The sequence below is a fragment of the Methylovorus sp. MP688 genome, assembly GCF_000183115.1.
In the GTDB taxonomy this organism is placed as follows: Bacteria; Pseudomonadota; Gammaproteobacteria; order Burkholderiales; family Methylophilaceae; genus Methylovorus; species Methylovorus glucosotrophus.
The window spans coordinates 2848978-2862391 of record NC_014733.1 but is presented as its reverse complement, the minus strand read 5'-3'; the positions used below and the strand labels follow the sequence as shown (position 1 = coordinate 2862391).

General features: G+C 50.9%; 16 protein-coding genes. All 16 read left to right on the top strand.

Annotation, left to right across the window (positions count from 1 at the left end; translation table 11 throughout):
- Positions 1 to 133 precede the first annotated feature (133 nt).
- Positions 134 to 268, top strand: coding sequence for a 50S ribosomal protein L34 (gene rpmH / locus MPQ_RS13795; protein WP_045751845.1), 135 nt, complete (start codon positions 134 to 136; stop codon positions 266 to 268).
- A 4-nt stretch (positions 269 to 272) separates the two neighbouring features.
- A complete protein-coding gene (gene rnpA, locus MPQ_RS13525) occupies positions 273 to 674 on the top strand; it encodes a ribonuclease P protein component (RefSeq protein WP_238525322.1) in 402 nt (133 codons plus the stop codon).
- Positions 671 to 889 (top strand): membrane protein insertion efficiency factor YidD, encoded by a 219-nt coding sequence (gene yidD, locus MPQ_RS13790; RefSeq protein ID WP_015831249.1) that lies wholly within the window; start codon positions 671 to 673, stop codon positions 887 to 889. Before rnpA ends, yidD begins: the two co-directional genes overlap by 4 nt.
- 57 nt (positions 890 to 946) lie before the next feature.
- Positions 947 to 2596: a membrane protein insertase YidC gene (yidC, locus tag MPQ_RS13520; RefSeq protein WP_013443530.1), complete on the top strand. Its 1650-nt coding sequence runs from the start codon at positions 947 to 949 to the stop codon at positions 2594 to 2596.
- The gene (mnmE, locus tag MPQ_RS13515; protein WP_013443529.1) at positions 2583 to 3923 is read left to right on the top strand and encodes a tRNA uridine-5-carboxymethylaminomethyl(34) synthesis GTPase MnmE; all 1341 of its coding nucleotides are present in this window, start codon (positions 2583 to 2585) and stop codon (positions 3921 to 3923) included. The genes yidC and mnmE overlap by 14 nt, the downstream gene beginning before the upstream one ends.
- Before the next feature lie 149 nt (positions 3924 to 4072).
- Entirely contained in the window at positions 4073 to 5968 is a 1896-nt protein-coding gene (gene mnmG / locus MPQ_RS13510; RefSeq protein ID WP_013443528.1) for a tRNA uridine-5-carboxymethylaminomethyl(34) synthesis enzyme MnmG, read from the top strand.
- The gene (gene rsmG / locus MPQ_RS13505; RefSeq protein WP_041362473.1) at positions 5965 to 6624 is read left to right on the top strand and encodes a 16S rRNA (guanine(527)-N(7))-methyltransferase RsmG; all 660 of its coding nucleotides are present in this window, start codon (positions 5965 to 5967) and stop codon (positions 6622 to 6624) included. The genes mnmG and rsmG overlap by 4 nt, the downstream gene beginning before the upstream one ends.
- A 3-nt stretch (positions 6625 to 6627) precedes the next feature.
- Complete coding sequence (locus MPQ_RS13500) at positions 6628 to 7410, top strand: ParA family protein (RefSeq protein WP_013443526.1); 783 nt, start codon at positions 6628 to 6630, stop codon at positions 7408 to 7410.
- A gap of 9 nt (positions 7411 to 7419) precedes the next feature.
- Entirely contained in the window at positions 7420 to 8271 is an 852-nt protein-coding gene (locus tag MPQ_RS13495; RefSeq protein WP_013443525.1) for a ParB/RepB/Spo0J family partition protein, read from the top strand.
- A 106-nt stretch (positions 8272 to 8377) separates the two neighbouring features.
- Complete coding sequence (locus tag MPQ_RS13490; protein ID WP_013443524.1) at positions 8378 to 8749, top strand: ATP synthase subunit I; 372 nt, start codon at positions 8378 to 8380, stop codon at positions 8747 to 8749.
- A gap of 9 nt (positions 8750 to 8758) precedes the next feature.
- Positions 8759 to 9562 (top strand): F0F1 ATP synthase subunit A, encoded by an 804-nt coding sequence (gene atpB / locus MPQ_RS13485; protein WP_013443523.1) that lies wholly within the window; start codon positions 8759 to 8761, stop codon positions 9560 to 9562.
- A gap of 52 nt (positions 9563 to 9614) precedes the next feature.
- Complete coding sequence (gene atpE / locus MPQ_RS13785; protein WP_015831243.1) at positions 9615 to 9890, top strand: F0F1 ATP synthase subunit C; 276 nt, start codon at positions 9615 to 9617, stop codon at positions 9888 to 9890.
- A 47-nt stretch (positions 9891 to 9937) separates the two neighbouring features.
- Positions 9938 to 10408, top strand: a complete 471-nt coding sequence (locus MPQ_RS13475; RefSeq protein WP_013443521.1) for a F0F1 ATP synthase subunit B — start codon at positions 9938 to 9940, stop codon at positions 10406 to 10408.
- Positions 10409 to 10415: 7 nt separating this feature from the next.
- On the top strand, positions 10416 to 10952 hold the full coding sequence (locus MPQ_RS13470; protein WP_013443520.1) for a F0F1 ATP synthase subunit delta: 537 nt from the start codon (positions 10416 to 10418) through the stop codon (positions 10950 to 10952).
- Positions 10953 to 10961: 9 nt separating this feature from the next.
- Positions 10962 to 12503, top strand: coding sequence for a F0F1 ATP synthase subunit alpha (gene atpA / locus MPQ_RS13465; RefSeq protein WP_013443519.1), 1542 nt, complete (start codon positions 10962 to 10964; stop codon positions 12501 to 12503).
- A gap of 43 nt (positions 12504 to 12546) precedes the next feature.
- Entirely contained in the window at positions 12547 to 13410 is an 864-nt protein-coding gene (atpG, locus tag MPQ_RS13460; RefSeq protein WP_013443518.1) for a F0F1 ATP synthase subunit gamma, read from the top strand.
- The last annotated feature ends 4 nt before the right edge of the window (positions 13411 to 13414 follow it).

Genomic DNA, 13414 nt, shown 5'->3' with positions numbered 1-13414 from the left:
TTAAACTTATCCACAAGCAATCCATAAGCAAATGTGGATAAGGATTAACTTGAAATAAACATTGACAGGGTGCTGTTATATCAGGTTAAATTACGCCCTTTGTTTAGAAACGCACAGAAGTCGGAGATTCACAATGAAACGTACATACCAGCCTTCGAAAGTTCGTCGCGCTCGCACTCATGGTTTCTTGGTGCGCATGAAAACCCGTGGTGGCCGTGCAGTAATTGCAGCGCGTCGTGCCAAGGGTCGTGCTCGTCTAGCTGTATAAGTGTGTGACGATATCGGTTAATCCAGTTTTGGCTACGCCAAAGTTTGGTTTTCCTAGCCGAGTTAGAATTATTAAAACGGATGATTTTTCATCCGTTTTTAATTTCCGCAAGCGTATTTCCGGTCATTATCTCGCCATACATTACCAATATAATTCCCTGGACACGCCAAGGCTTGGCCTGATTGTAGGCAAGAAAATAGCCAAACGCGCTGTAGACAGAAATTACATGAAGCGCGTTCTTCGAGAGCAGTTTCGGCTACATCAGCACGATATTGCTTCTCTGGATTTGGTCGTGCGAGTCCAGCGGGCCTATGAACCAGGCGATTACCCTAGCCTTGTTGGTGAGTTTTGCGAATTGCTGCAAAAACTGGGGAAACAGATCGAAAAGCGGAAATCAATGTCATGAGCTTACTGGCGAAAGCCTTGGTCGCTATCATTCGGCTTTACCAGGTAGCTTTAAGCCCTTATTTTGGGCAACAGTGCCGGTTCAGCCCGACATGTTCTCAATATACGATAGAGGCGATTAATAAGCACGGTGCTTTATCCGGCTTAGCCTACGGTGTCCGTCGTATCGGAAAATGCCATCCCTGGCATCCAGGTGGGCATGATCCTGTGCCCTGATATTTGCAGGAAATCAAGCAAGTCATTCATGCATTTCAACATTAAGATAAGTGAGTTATGGATACCAAGCGTCTGATTTTATTTGTTATTTTCTCTTTCTCTATCCTGATGTTGTGGGATGCGTGGCAACGCGAGCATACGCCGCCGCCCGAGACGGTGACAGCTGAAGCGGCCACCGACAATAGTGTTCCCCATGCTGAAAAATTACCAGGCGCCAAAGCGGCGGCTGATATGCCTAAAGAGTCCGGTTTCCGTCTGCAAACAGCAGATCGTATTCAAGTGGAAACGGATGTTTATAAAGCGGTCATCGACACTACTGGCGGAGATTTGCGTCGTCTGGAGTTGCTGAAGCACCGTGCTGATAATTCCACGACAGAAAACTTTGTGCTGCTGGATGACCGTGCGGCTCCTATGGTCTATGTTGCGCAGAGTGGCTTGATTGGTCAGGGCTTGCCTAATCACAAAACGGTATTTACTGCCGAAGCTAGCAATTACCAACTGGCAGCGGGTAGCGATACGCTTGAAGTACGTTTGACGGCGGCGAGTGCTGATGGCGTCAAGGTCGACAAAATCTATACCTTCCACCGTGACAGCTATGTCATCAATCTGCGTTATGAAATTCATAACGAAAGCGCCAGCCCGATTGATCCTACGGTTTACTACCAGGTGGTGCATGACACGGAGTCCAATCAGGGCTCACACATGATGCCTACTTTTACCGGTGGAGCTTATTTCACCCAAGCTGACAAATTTAAAAAGCTATCCTTCAAGGATATGGGCAAGAACGACTTGTCCAAGACTACCAGTGATGGCTGGGTTGGGCTGTTGCAGCACTATTTCGTGAGTGCCTGGATTCCCAAGGAAGGCGTGACACGTCAGTTTTACAGCAAGAAGCTGGCTGACAATATCTATTCTATTGGTACCAAAAGTGATATCGGTGTGATTGCTCCGGGAGCTAGCGCCGAGGTTGAAGCCCGCTATTACGCCGGCCCACAAAATCAGGAAGTCATGAAGCAAGTTGCCCCCGGTCTTGAATACACGGTGGATTACGGTTGGCTTACGATCATTGCATCCCCTCTATTCTGGATTCTGTCCAAGATTGAGAGCGTGGTGCACAACTGGGGTGTCGCGATTATCCTGCTTACCGTCATGATCAAGCTCGCATTCTATCCTCTCTCTGCAGCCAGCTATCGCTCCATGGCGCACATGCGTGAACTTGCACCTCGCTTGCAACGCCTGAAAGAGCAATACGGCGATGACCGCCAAAAGATGCAAGTCGCCATGATGGAGCTGTACAAGACAGAGAAGATCAACCCGATGGGCGGCTGCTTGCCCATCTTGGTGCAAATTCCTGTGTTTATCTCGCTTTACTGGGTACTGTTGGGTAGTGTGGAAATGCGGCATGCTCCTTTCATGCTGTGGATACATGACCTCTCCGCTATCGATCCTTACTACGTGCTGCCTATCCTCATGGGCGCTACTATGATTATCCAGACGCGCTTGAACCCGACACCTACGGATCCGGTCCAGGCCAAGGTCATGATGATCATGCCTATCGTATTCAGCGTCTTCTTCTTCTTCTTCCCGGCAGGTCTGGTGCTGTACTGGCTGGTAAATAACGTGTTGTCGATTGCTCAGCAATGGCATATCAATCGTAGTACGGAGCGTGCTACTGCGCTGAAGAAAAAAGGAAATGGCCGTCGTTGATACGATAGCCGCCATTGCCACCGCCCCTGGTTCCGGGGGAATAGGCGTGGTTCGCATCTCCGGCCCGGCCTCCGCACAGATTGCTGCTGCGGTGCTGGGCCACTGCCCTCCCCCCCGACATGCTGCCTATCTGCCATTTAAAGAAGCAGGTGGCCAACTAATCGATAGCGGCATCGCTATCTTTTACGCAGGGCCTCACTCCTACACGGGAGAAGATGTGCTTGAGTTGCAGGCCCATGGCGGCCCCGCGCTCATGCAGCTTCTACTGCTTCGTTGCTTGCAATTGGGCGCACGTCAGGCTGAACCCGGCGAGTTTACCCGGCGCGCATTCCTGAATGACAAGCTTGATCTGGCACAAGCTGAAGCAGTTGCTGACGTGATCAATGCCGCTACTGCAGAAGCAGCCCGAAGTGCTGTTCGTTCTCTTTCTGGCGAATTTTCCCGCTATATTCAAGATCTTCTCGAGTCGCTCATTAATCTGCGCATGTACGTAGAAGCCTGCCTGGACTTTCCCGATGAGGATATCGATTTTATAAGTCAGGGCCGTGTTGCCGAAAAACTGCAAAACATTACCGATGCACTTGAACTGGTTTTCAAAGGGGCACGCCAAGGGAATCTGCTGCGCGAAGGAATACAGGTAGTACTCGTAGGTCAGCCGAATGTCGGTAAATCCAGTTTGATGAATCAATTGGCTGGAGAAGAAGTCGCGATTGTTACCCCTATTGCTGGTACGACCCGTGACACCATAAAGAATGTGGTGCAAATTGAAGGTGTTCCCCTGCACCTGATTGATACCGCCGGCCTCCGCGAAACCGAAGACGAAGTCGAAAAGCAGGGAATTGCGCGAACATGGCGAGCTCTAGAAAACGCGAATGCCGCATTATTATTGGTTGATGCAGCCCATGGTATTACCGAGACAGAAAAATCGATTCTAGAGCGATTGCCAGCGAATTTACCCAAAATATGGGTCCACAACAAAATTGATCTGCATTCGGAGCAGCCTCGCCAGCGAGAGCACGAGGGTGAGCTGCATCTGTATATCTCGGCCAAGCTGGGCTTGGGGCTTGATGCCCTTAAGGCACATTTGCTGAAGATTGCAGGTTGGCAACCCGCGGGTGAAAGTATTTTTATGGCACGCACTCGTCACTTGCAAGCCTTGCAAATGGTGCAAGGCCATTTGCAAAACGCAGCTGTATATCTTGAGCAGCCAGAATTATTAGCGGAAGAGTTGCGCCTTGCTCAGCACGCCTTGAGTTCAATTACGGGGGAATTTACACCGGATGATCTATTGGGCGAAATTTTCAGCCGTTTCTGCATAGGTAAGTAGATTTTTTCTAAATAAATCAAAAATATCTTTAGTATCATGGTGATATATCGCATTCACAAATGATTCATTTGTGTTTCACGTGAAACATCCTGACATTGCATGTGCGAATGCGGTATCATTGCGAGCATATTTGCAACTCTCGGATTCTCATGCAATTCCCTGAAAAATTTGATGTTATTGTGGTTGGTGGCGGTCATGCTGGCACCGAAGCCGCACTAGCTAGCGCACGTATGGGGCAAAAAACCTTGCTCCTTACCCACAATATCGAAACCTTAGGCCAAATGTCATGCAACCCGTCCATAGGTGGCATAGGCAAAGGCCATCTGGTGAAGGAAGTGGATGCGCTGGGCGGTGCTATGGCGGCCGCAACCGATGAAGGCGGCATTCAGTTTCGCATCCTAAACTCAAGCAAAGGCCCTGCGGTCAGGGCTACTCGTGCACAGGCTGACCGTGTGCTGTACAAGGCCGCCATTCGCCGTCGTCTGGAAAATCAAGCTAATCTGTGGCTATTTCAACAAGCTGTTGACGATATTATTCTGGATGGAACCCGCGCTGCGGGTGTAGTCACCCAGCTAGGCTTGCGATTTGAATCCAAAGCAGTAGTGCTGACGGCGGGCACATTTCTGGCTGGTCTTGTGCATGTGGGATTGGCCAACTATCAGGCTGGCCGTGCCGGGGATCCGCCAGCAGTCTCCTTGGCAGCCAGGTTGCGAGAAATTGGTTTGCCGGCTGGACGCTTGAAAACAGGCACCCCGCCACGCATCGATGGGCGCACCATCGACTACAGTGTGATGCTTGAGCAGCCTGGAGATGATCCAGTTCCTGTGTTTTCCTTTCTGGGCAACGCCAGTCAACACCCTGCCCAACTGCCCTGCTGGATTACCAGCACGAATGAACGCACGCATGACATCATACGCAGCGGTCTGGATCGTTCACCGATGTACACTGGCGTTATTGAAGGCGTGGGTCCGCGATACTGCCCTTCCGTCGAAGATAAAATCCACCGCTTTGCCGACAAGGAATCTCACCAGATTTTCCTCGAGCCTGAAGGTTTGACGACCAACGAAATCTATCCAAATGGCATCTCGACAAGCTTGCCTTTTGATATTCAATATCAATTGGTTAGATCTATAAAAGGCCTGGAAAATGCGCATATTTTGCGGCCTGGCTATGCGATTGAATACGATTATTACGACCCGCGAGGTTTAAAAAATTCGCTGGAAACCAAGGCTGTGCAAGGCTTGTTCTTTGCTGGCCAGATTAACGGTACTACCGGGTATGAAGAAGCCGCTGCTCAGGGGCTGTTGGCGGGTGCAAATGCGGCACTTTATGCGCAAGAAAAAGACAGTTGGTGCCCAGCGCGTGATCAAGCCTATCTTGGGGTTTTGGTAGATGATCTGATTACCCGCGGTGTGAGTGAGCCCTACCGTATGTTTACCAGCCGCGCAGAATACCGGTTGATGCTGCGTGAAGACAATGCCGATATGCGCTTGACCGAAGCCGGTCGCAGGATAGGTTTGGTAGATGATGCGCGTTGGGAGGCCTTCTCCCGCAAACAGGAAGCCATACTGCGCGAACAGGAGCGACTGCGTAAAACATACGTGCATCCGGGCCAGGTAAGTGCGGATGTCATGGAAAAAGTGTTGGGAAAGCAAATCGATCGAGAGTATTCGATGTTCGAGCTTTTGCGCCGCCCGGAAGTGAGTTATGAGGCTTTGCTCACGCTGGCAGAAGGGGATGGTGAGCAGGATGAGCAAGTACGTCAGCAGATTGAAATAGCTGCCAAATATCAAGGCTATATAGACCGTCAGGCCGATGAAATTGAACGTCAGCGCGGTCAGGAGGATACCCCTCTCCCTGCCGATATGGATTACCGCGAAGTGCATGGGCTTTCCATTGAGGCTCAGCAGAAGCTCAATGCACAAAAGCCAGAAACGGTTGGGCAGGCGAGTCGCATTTCGGGGATAACCCCAGCAGCTATTTCCTTGCTGCTAGTGCATCTCAAGCGTCGCAATCGTAGCAAAAAGTCGGACGTCGCCGCATGAGTCAGGCGGAAATACTAGCCTCAGGCATAGCAAATGCTGGATGGGACGTTTCACAGGCGACACAGCAGAAGTTGCTTGATTACCTGGCGCTTTTGCAAAAGTGGAACAAGGTCCACAACCTCACTGCTGTGCGGGATCCAGATGAGATGGTTACCTTGCATTTGCTTGATAGTCTATCGGTATTGCCTCATGTTCAGGCGCTATCACCATCGCGTCTCCTAGATGTGGGCAGCGGCGCTGGTCTGCCTGGCATCATACTCGCGCTTTGCATGCCGGATCTGAAAGTCACCACCATTGATGCCGTGCAAAAAAAAGCCAGTTTCATGCGGCAGGCCAAGGCTGAATTGGGCATTGCCAATCTGGAGGTGATAGCCGGTCGGGTCGAGCAGCATCGGCCTTCGCAAGCTTACGACATTGTGATTTCACGCGCCTTTTCAGAAATTGCCCTGTTTATTAAATTGACGCGCCATTTGATAGCAGAAAGTGGTCAATGGCTTGCAATGAAAGGCGTAAATCCGGTTGAAGAGTTAGAAGGAATAGGCATGCCAGAAGCCAAGGTGACTACTTTGCTTGTACCGGGTCTGGATGCGCAGCGACATCTGGTGACCTTGCCTGCCCGGGAAATGAAATTCACACCTCTTAGCAGAACGGCTTAAATAATGCGGATTTTAGCGATAACGAATCAAAAGGGTGGCGTGGGGAAAACCACGACTTCCGTTAACCTGGCAGCCAGCTTGGCGGCGACCAAGCGCCGTGTGCTGTTGATCGATTTGGACCCTCAGGGAAATGCGACGACGGGTAGTGGTATCGATAAGTCCGCTGTTAAAAATACGGTATACCACGTGCTGATCGGGCAGAAATCCCTGAAAGAGGTTATCCAGCGCTCGGAAAAGGGCGGATTTGATGTCGCCCCGGCCAATCGCGATCTGGCAGGTGCCGAAGTCGAGCTGGTAAGCGAAATCGCCCGCGAGGTACGTCTCAAAAATGCGCTGGCATTGCTGGATGGCGAATACGACTATGTGTTGATTGACTGCCCTCCTTCCCTGAGTTTGACCACCGTGAATGCACTGACAGCAGCGCATGCCGTCATGATCCCCATGCAGTGTGAGTACTACGCGCTCGAAGGTTTGTCGGATCTGGTTAACACCATCAAAAAAGTACGGGCTTATCTAAATCCAACATTGGAAATCGAAGGTTTGTTGCGTACCTTGTTCGATAACCGCAATATGCTGGCCCAGCAGGTATCTGCCGAGCTCGCCAAGCATTTTGGCGACAAAGTCTATAGAACCGTGATCCCGCGTAATGTCAGGCTGGCTGAAGCCCCTAGCTACGGCGTTCCTGTGCTGTTCTATGACAAAGCCTCCAAAGGGGCAAAAGCCTACCTCGCTCTTGCAGGTGAAATCATCAATCGTAAGCCGACTGCCAGTCCGGCTGTAAGTTAAGGAATTCCCATGGTAAAACACAAAGGTCTGGGGCGCGGCCTGGATGCATTATTGTCAGGCGATATGGAAACGGTACGCGATGCCGATACCTTGCGTTCCCTCAAGGTCGGGCAACTGCAGCCCGGCAAATATCAGCCGCGGACACATATGGATCAGGAGTCACTCTCCAGTTTGGCTGACTCGATCAAAGCGCAAGGCATCATGCAGCCTATCGTCGTGCGTTTGTTGAGCGATGAGCATTACGAAATTATTGCCGGTGAGCGTCGTTGGCGCGCGGCCCAGTTGGCTGGTCTGGAAGAAGTGCCTGTGCTGGTGCGGGAAATTGCGGATGAAGCCGCGCTGGCAATGGCGCTGATCGAGAATATTCAGCGCGAAGACCTGAATCCTCTTGAAGAATCCAATGGCATCAAGCGCCTGATTGAAGAGTTCAGCATGACACATGAGGCTGCCGCTCAGGCGGTTGGCCGGTCACGCAGCGCTGTTACCAATCTGTTGCGGCTGCAAAACCTGCATGGCAATGTGCAGGAGATGCTGATGATAGGCAAGCTGGATATGGGGCATGCGCGTGCCCTCCTCACCTTGCCAGAGGTGAAACAAATTACAGTGGCTGAGCATATTGCCCAGAAAAGCCTGTCGGTGCGTGAGGCTGAGCGCCTGGTAAAGCAGATGCTCAGTGAGCCAAAAGCCAAGCCTGAAAAAACGGTAGATCGTGATGTGCTTGCCTTGCAGGAGGAGGTTTCGCAATCCCTTGGTGCACAGGTTGAAATCAAAGCGAGCAAAAAAGGTGCCGGATTTGTGAAAATCCATTACGCCAATCTGGATCAGCTGGATGATTTTCTAAAACGTCTGAAAGCAGGCTAGTCGTAATTTAGCTTGACTTGCAGCTGATTAAACAAGAAAATCTTGGGTTTTTATGGTCAGGCGCAGCGTGTCTGGCACATAAGATGCTAATGCAGGGTTACGTCGTATGGATGCAGTGCTCAGTCAGATGATAAAAAGGCAGGTAGTGGCGACTGCCCTGGTTGCACTGGTGGCTTACTTGCTCATCGGTTTGCATGGTGCCCTTTCGGCGTTGGCAGGTGGTGGCGCCGCCATATTGGGTAGTTTGGCTGCCGCAAAAAAACTGCAATCCAGCGCTGCTAAAAATACGGCAGGTTCCGCATTGGCTAATTTACTGGTGGCAGAAGTCATCAAAATCGCGGTGATTGCCATCGCACTGTTGCTTGTATTCACGCTCTACCGAAATTTGATACCGTTGGCCTTGATTTTTGGTTTGGGCTCAGCGGCCATCATGTCGGGAGCAGCAATTTTTACTTTAAACGAAAAGAATAACCTTTAGGTTGACGCAATGGCTGCAGAAAAACTTACCCCATCAGAATATATCGGTCACCATCTGTCATTCAATGCCAAGTCCGTAGGCGACGGCAGCTTCTGGGTATTGCATTACGATACCCTGATCATGTCAGCCATCCTGGGTGTGGTCGTGTTTGGCTTCCTTTGGTGGGTAGTGCGTGGCGCTACTTCTGGCGTACCTAGCAAGCGTCAGGCATTTGTTGAGCTTGCAGTTGAGTTCGTTGATGATCAGGTCAAAAGTATTTTCCACGGCAACCGTCATGTATTTCTGGCGCCGCTGGCACTGACGGTGTTTGTATGGGTCCTGTTCATGAATGCCATGGACTTCCTGCCTGTCGACATCATGGCCAAGTTTTATCATCTAATCGGCCTTGACCACTGGCGTAGCGTCCCTACTTCCGATATCAATGCAACATTTGCACTCGCGTTGTCGGTCTGGGTGCTGATGATTTTCTTCAGTATCAAAGTCAAAGGCCTGGGGGGCTGGATACACGAACTCTTCTGTTCCCCCTTTGGTACCAACCCCCTGATCTGGCCAGCCAATCTGGCGTTCAACCTCATCGAATACATTTCCAAACCTCTTTCTCACTCACTGCGTCTGTTCGGTAACATGTACGCGGGTGAAATCATTTTCTTGCTGCTGGGTATGTGGGCGGCAACGGGCTTGGCAGGTACCTTCTTTGGTGCATTGCTGGGCGCTGGCTGGGCGATCTTTCACATTCTGATCGTTGTGCTGCAGGCATTTATCTTCATGATGCTGACCGTTGTCTACATTTCGATGGCGCATGAAAGTCACTAAGTTTTTAAACGTTTTAATCAACTACAACTCTCGAAAGCCGAAAGGAAATTAAATGGAGAACTTGCAACTTTTAGCCATGATTCAAGCATACACCGGTGTTGGTATCGGTCTGATCATTGGTCTTGGCGCAGCTGGCGCTTGCGTAGGTATCGGTATCATGTGTGCTAGCTTCCTGGAAGGTGCAGCTCGCCAGCCAGAAATGATTCCAGCTCTGCAAGGTAAAGTGTTCCTGCTGCTGGGTCTGATCGACGCTTCTTTCATTATCGGTGTTGGTCTGGCTATGATGTTTGCTTTCGCAAACCCACTCCTTGCCGTTGTTGCTCAATAACGTTTGATAGTTAATAAGCGGATTGAACTAACAGCTCGGGAGCAAATATGAACATCAACCTGACACTATTTGCGCAGGCCGTCTCCTTTGCCATTCTGATCTGGTTCACAGTGAAGTTTGTCTGGCCTCCTCTTTTGAAGGCTATTGAGACGCGTCAAAAGACCATCGCGGATGGTCTGGCTGCAGGTGAACGTGGTAAACAAGAGCTTGAAGCCGCAACGCAGCGTTCGACTGCTGCTGTTGAAGAGGCAAAGCTGAAGGCATCTTCGATCATCGCGCAGGCTGAAAAGCGTGCAACTGACATCATCGAAGAAGCGAAAAACAACGCTAAAGCTGAGGGTGATCGCATCCTTGCTGGTGCCAAGGCAGAAATCGATCAGGAAGTTAACCGTGCGAAGGAAGGTTTACGCGCTCAGGTTTCAGCATTAGCTGTTGCCGGTGCGGAAAAAATCCTGCGCAAGGAAATCGATGCCAAGGTTCACGCAGACATGCTGAACACCATCGCTAACGAGCTGTAGGAAGATCATGGCTGAAGCGATAACCATTGCAAGACCTTATGCCGTAGCGGCTTTCCGCTTGGCAAAGGAAAAGAACGCACTCGCGAACTGGTCTGACATGCTGAATTTCGTTGCGCAAGTCGTAGCGAATGAGCAGATGAAGGCTTATATCGATGATCCCAAGGTCAATGCAGCTGATATTGAAAAGGCTGTACTGACCGTGGCCAGCGGCAAAATCGATGACCAGGTAACTAACCTGATCAAGCTGCTGGTGGAATATCGTCGCCTGGCTGTCATGCCAGACATCGCCGCTGCGTTTGATGAACTGAAAGCGCAAGATGAAGGCGTGCTTGAAGCTGAAATTACCGCCGCATCCCAACCTAGCGACGCCGATATTGCCGGCGTGGTGAAGCGTCTGGAAGCCAAGTTTGGTAAGAAGGTCGAAGCAAGCGTTAAAGTGGATCCGGAATTATTAGGCGGCATCAAGATTGTAGTCGGCGATACGGTAATAGACGCATCCGTACGTGGCCAATTACAACAGTTGGCCTACACGCTGAAAGGTTAGGAGAGAATTATGCAGTTATCTACATCAGAAATCAGTGAGCTGATTAAGAGCAGGTTAGAGAATTTCTCCACCAGTGCCGAAGCGCGTACTCAAGGTACGGTTATCTCGGTGACTGATGGTATCGTTCGTATTCATGGCCTTTCCAATGTGATGGCCGGTGAAATGATCGAATTCCCTGGCAACACATACGGTCTGGCTTTGAACCTGGAGCGTGATTCTGTGGGTGCCGTGGTTCTGGGTGACTACGAAAAGATTACCGAAGGCGACATCTGCAAATGTACAGGTCGCATTCTGGAGGTGCCAGTAGGTCCTGAACTGGTTGGTCGCGTGGTGAATGCATTGGGCCAGCCTATCGATGGCAAGGGTCCCATCAATGCCAAGCTGACAGACAAGATTGAAAAGGTTGCTCCTGGCGTTATTGCCCGTAAGTCGGTTTCGCAACCAGTACAAACCGGTCTGAAGTCTATCGACTCCATGGTGCCAGTTGGCCGTGGTCAGCGCGAACTGATCATTGGCGATCGTCAGACAGGCAAGACTGCTGTTGCCGTTGATGCCATCATCAATCAAAAGGGTCAGAACATGACCTGTATCTACGTTGCGATCGGCCAAAAGGCTTCGACTATCGCCAACGTGGTACGCAAGCTGGAAGAGCACGGCGCAATGGAATACACCATTGTTGTAGCCGCTTCTGCTTCTGACTCTGCCGCCCTGCAATTCCTGGCACCATACGCTGGTTGCACCATGGGTGAATACTTCCGTGACCGCGGTCAGGATGCACTGATTGTGTATGATGACTTGACCAAGCAAGCTTGGGCCTATCGTCAGATTTCCCTGTTGCTGCGTCGTCCACCAGGCCGTGAAGCTTATCCAGGTGATGTGTTCTACATCCACTCCCGTCTGCTTGAGCGTGCAGCTCGCGTGAACGAAGATTACGTAGAGAAGTTCACCAACGGTGAAGTCAAGGGCAAAACAGGTTCCCTGACCGCTCTGCCTATCATTGAAACTGCAGCTGGTGACGTTTCCGCGTTCGTTCCTACCAACGTAATTTCGATTACCGATGGTCAGATCTTCCTGGAAACCGATCTGTTCAACGCTGGTATCCGTCCTGCGATCAACGCTGGTATTTCGGTATCCCGCGTAGGTGGTGCAGCGCAGACCAAGGTTATCAAGAAGCTGGGCGGTGGTATTCGTCTGGCACTGGCTCAATACCGTGAACTGGCAGCGTTTGCGCAGTTTGCTTCCGATCTGGATGAAACCACTCGCAAGCAACTCGAGCGTGGTCGCCTGGTGACCGAGTTGATGAAGCAGGCTCAATACGCCCCGCTCAACATCTCTGACATGGCCGTGACCTTGCTGGCAGCCAACAAGGGTTACTTCGATGACGTGCCGGTTGCCCGTGCACTGGCATTCGAATCCGCCTTGCATGCTTTCCTGAAGTCCAAGTACAAGAACCTGCTGGATAAGATTGAAACTACCCAGGATCTTGGCGGTGACGACGAGAAGGCTGTGGAAGCCGCAATTAAAGACTTCAAAGCAACGAATGCTTACTAAGCCTTTGGCGATTTAAGTATTCACGAGACAGGCAGACGAGACAATGGCCGGTAGCAAAGAAATTCGTACCAAGATCAAGAGTGTTGAAAATACACGCAAGATCACCAAGGCGATGGAAATGGTCGCCGCATCCAAAATGCGCAAAGCGCAGGAGCGGATGCGGGCTGGTCGTCCTTACGCTGAAAAGATCCGCAATGTGGCGGCTCACCTTTCTCATGCAAACTCTGAGTACAAGCACCCTTTTCTGATTCAGCGCGCTGAAGTCAAGAATGTGGGGCTGATTGTGGTCAGCTCGGACAAGGGCTTGTGCGGTGGTTTGAATACCAACGTGCTGCGCTTGTCGCTGAATCAGATGAAAGCATGGGAATCGGCTGGCAAGGGTATTGCGGTAAGCGCGATTGGCAACAAAGGGTTCGGTTTCATGAACCGTGTAGGTGCCAACGTGAAGTCGCATATCACTGGCTTGGGTGATGTTCCTCACCTGGAAAAGCTGATCGGTACGATCAAGGTCATGCTGGACGCCTATGTGGCTGGTGAAATCGACCAGTTGCACATCTGCTTTACGCGTTTCATCAATACGATGAAACAGGAGCCGGTCATGGAGCAATTGCTGCCATTGAACGGTGAGCAGATGGGCACCGCACAAGGCCACTGGGACTATATCTACGAGCCTGAAGCACGTGAAGTCATTGATGAGTTGCTGACGCGTTACATCGAGTCGCTGGTATATCACGCTGTTACCGAAAACATGGCATCCGAGCAAAGCGCCCGGATGGTAGCGATGAAGGCCGCATCCGACAACGCCAAGAACGTCATCGGCGAGCTGAAACTGGTTTACAACAAGGCCCGCCAAGCTGCGATTACCAAAGAAATTTCAGAAATTGTCGGTGGTGCGGCTGCCGTTTAAAGCA

What these genes read in the sequence shown, in the direction of transcription:
- MPQ_RS13495 (WP_013443525.1), top strand. Translation starts at nt 7,420, where the DNA reads ATGGTAAAACACAAAGGTCTGGGGCGCGGCCTGGATGCATTATTGTCA.
- MPQ_RS13475 (WP_013443521.1), top strand. Translation starts at nt 9,938, where the DNA reads ATGAACATCAACCTGACACTATTTGCGCAGGCCGTCTCCTTTGCCATT.
- atpA (WP_013443519.1), top strand. Translation starts at nt 10,962, where the DNA reads ATGCAGTTATCTACATCAGAAATCAGTGAGCTGATTAAGAGCAGGTTA.
- atpB (WP_013443523.1), top strand. Translation starts at nt 8,759, where the DNA reads ATGGCTGCAGAAAAACTTACCCCATCAGAATATATCGGTCACCATCTG.
- MPQ_RS13500 (WP_013443526.1), top strand. Translation starts at nt 6,628, where the DNA reads ATGCGGATTTTAGCGATAACGAATCAAAAGGGTGGCGTGGGGAAAACC.
- rsmG (WP_041362473.1), top strand. Translation starts at nt 5,965, where the DNA reads ATGAGTCAGGCGGAAATACTAGCCTCAGGCATAGCAAATGCTGGATGG.
- atpE (WP_015831243.1), top strand. Translation starts at nt 9,615, where the DNA reads ATGGAGAACTTGCAACTTTTAGCCATGATTCAAGCATACACCGGTGTT.
- MPQ_RS13470 (WP_013443520.1), top strand. Translation starts at nt 10,416, where the DNA reads ATGGCTGAAGCGATAACCATTGCAAGACCTTATGCCGTAGCGGCTTTC.
- rpmH (WP_045751845.1), top strand. Translation starts at nt 134, where the DNA reads ATGAAACGTACATACCAGCCTTCGAAAGTTCGTCGCGCTCGCACTCAT.
- MPQ_RS13490 (WP_013443524.1), top strand. Translation starts at nt 8,378, where the DNA reads ATGGATGCAGTGCTCAGTCAGATGATAAAAAGGCAGGTAGTGGCGACT.
- yidD (WP_015831249.1), top strand. Translation starts at nt 671, where the DNA reads ATGAGCTTACTGGCGAAAGCCTTGGTCGCTATCATTCGGCTTTACCAG.
- yidC (WP_013443530.1), top strand. Translation starts at nt 947, where the DNA reads ATGGATACCAAGCGTCTGATTTTATTTGTTATTTTCTCTTTCTCTATC.
- atpG (WP_013443518.1), top strand. Translation starts at nt 12,547, where the DNA reads ATGGCCGGTAGCAAAGAAATTCGTACCAAGATCAAGAGTGTTGAAAAT.
- mnmE (WP_013443529.1), top strand. Translation starts at nt 2,583, where the DNA reads ATGGCCGTCGTTGATACGATAGCCGCCATTGCCACCGCCCCTGGTTCC.
- mnmG (WP_013443528.1), top strand. Translation starts at nt 4,073, where the DNA reads ATGCAATTCCCTGAAAAATTTGATGTTATTGTGGTTGGTGGCGGTCAT.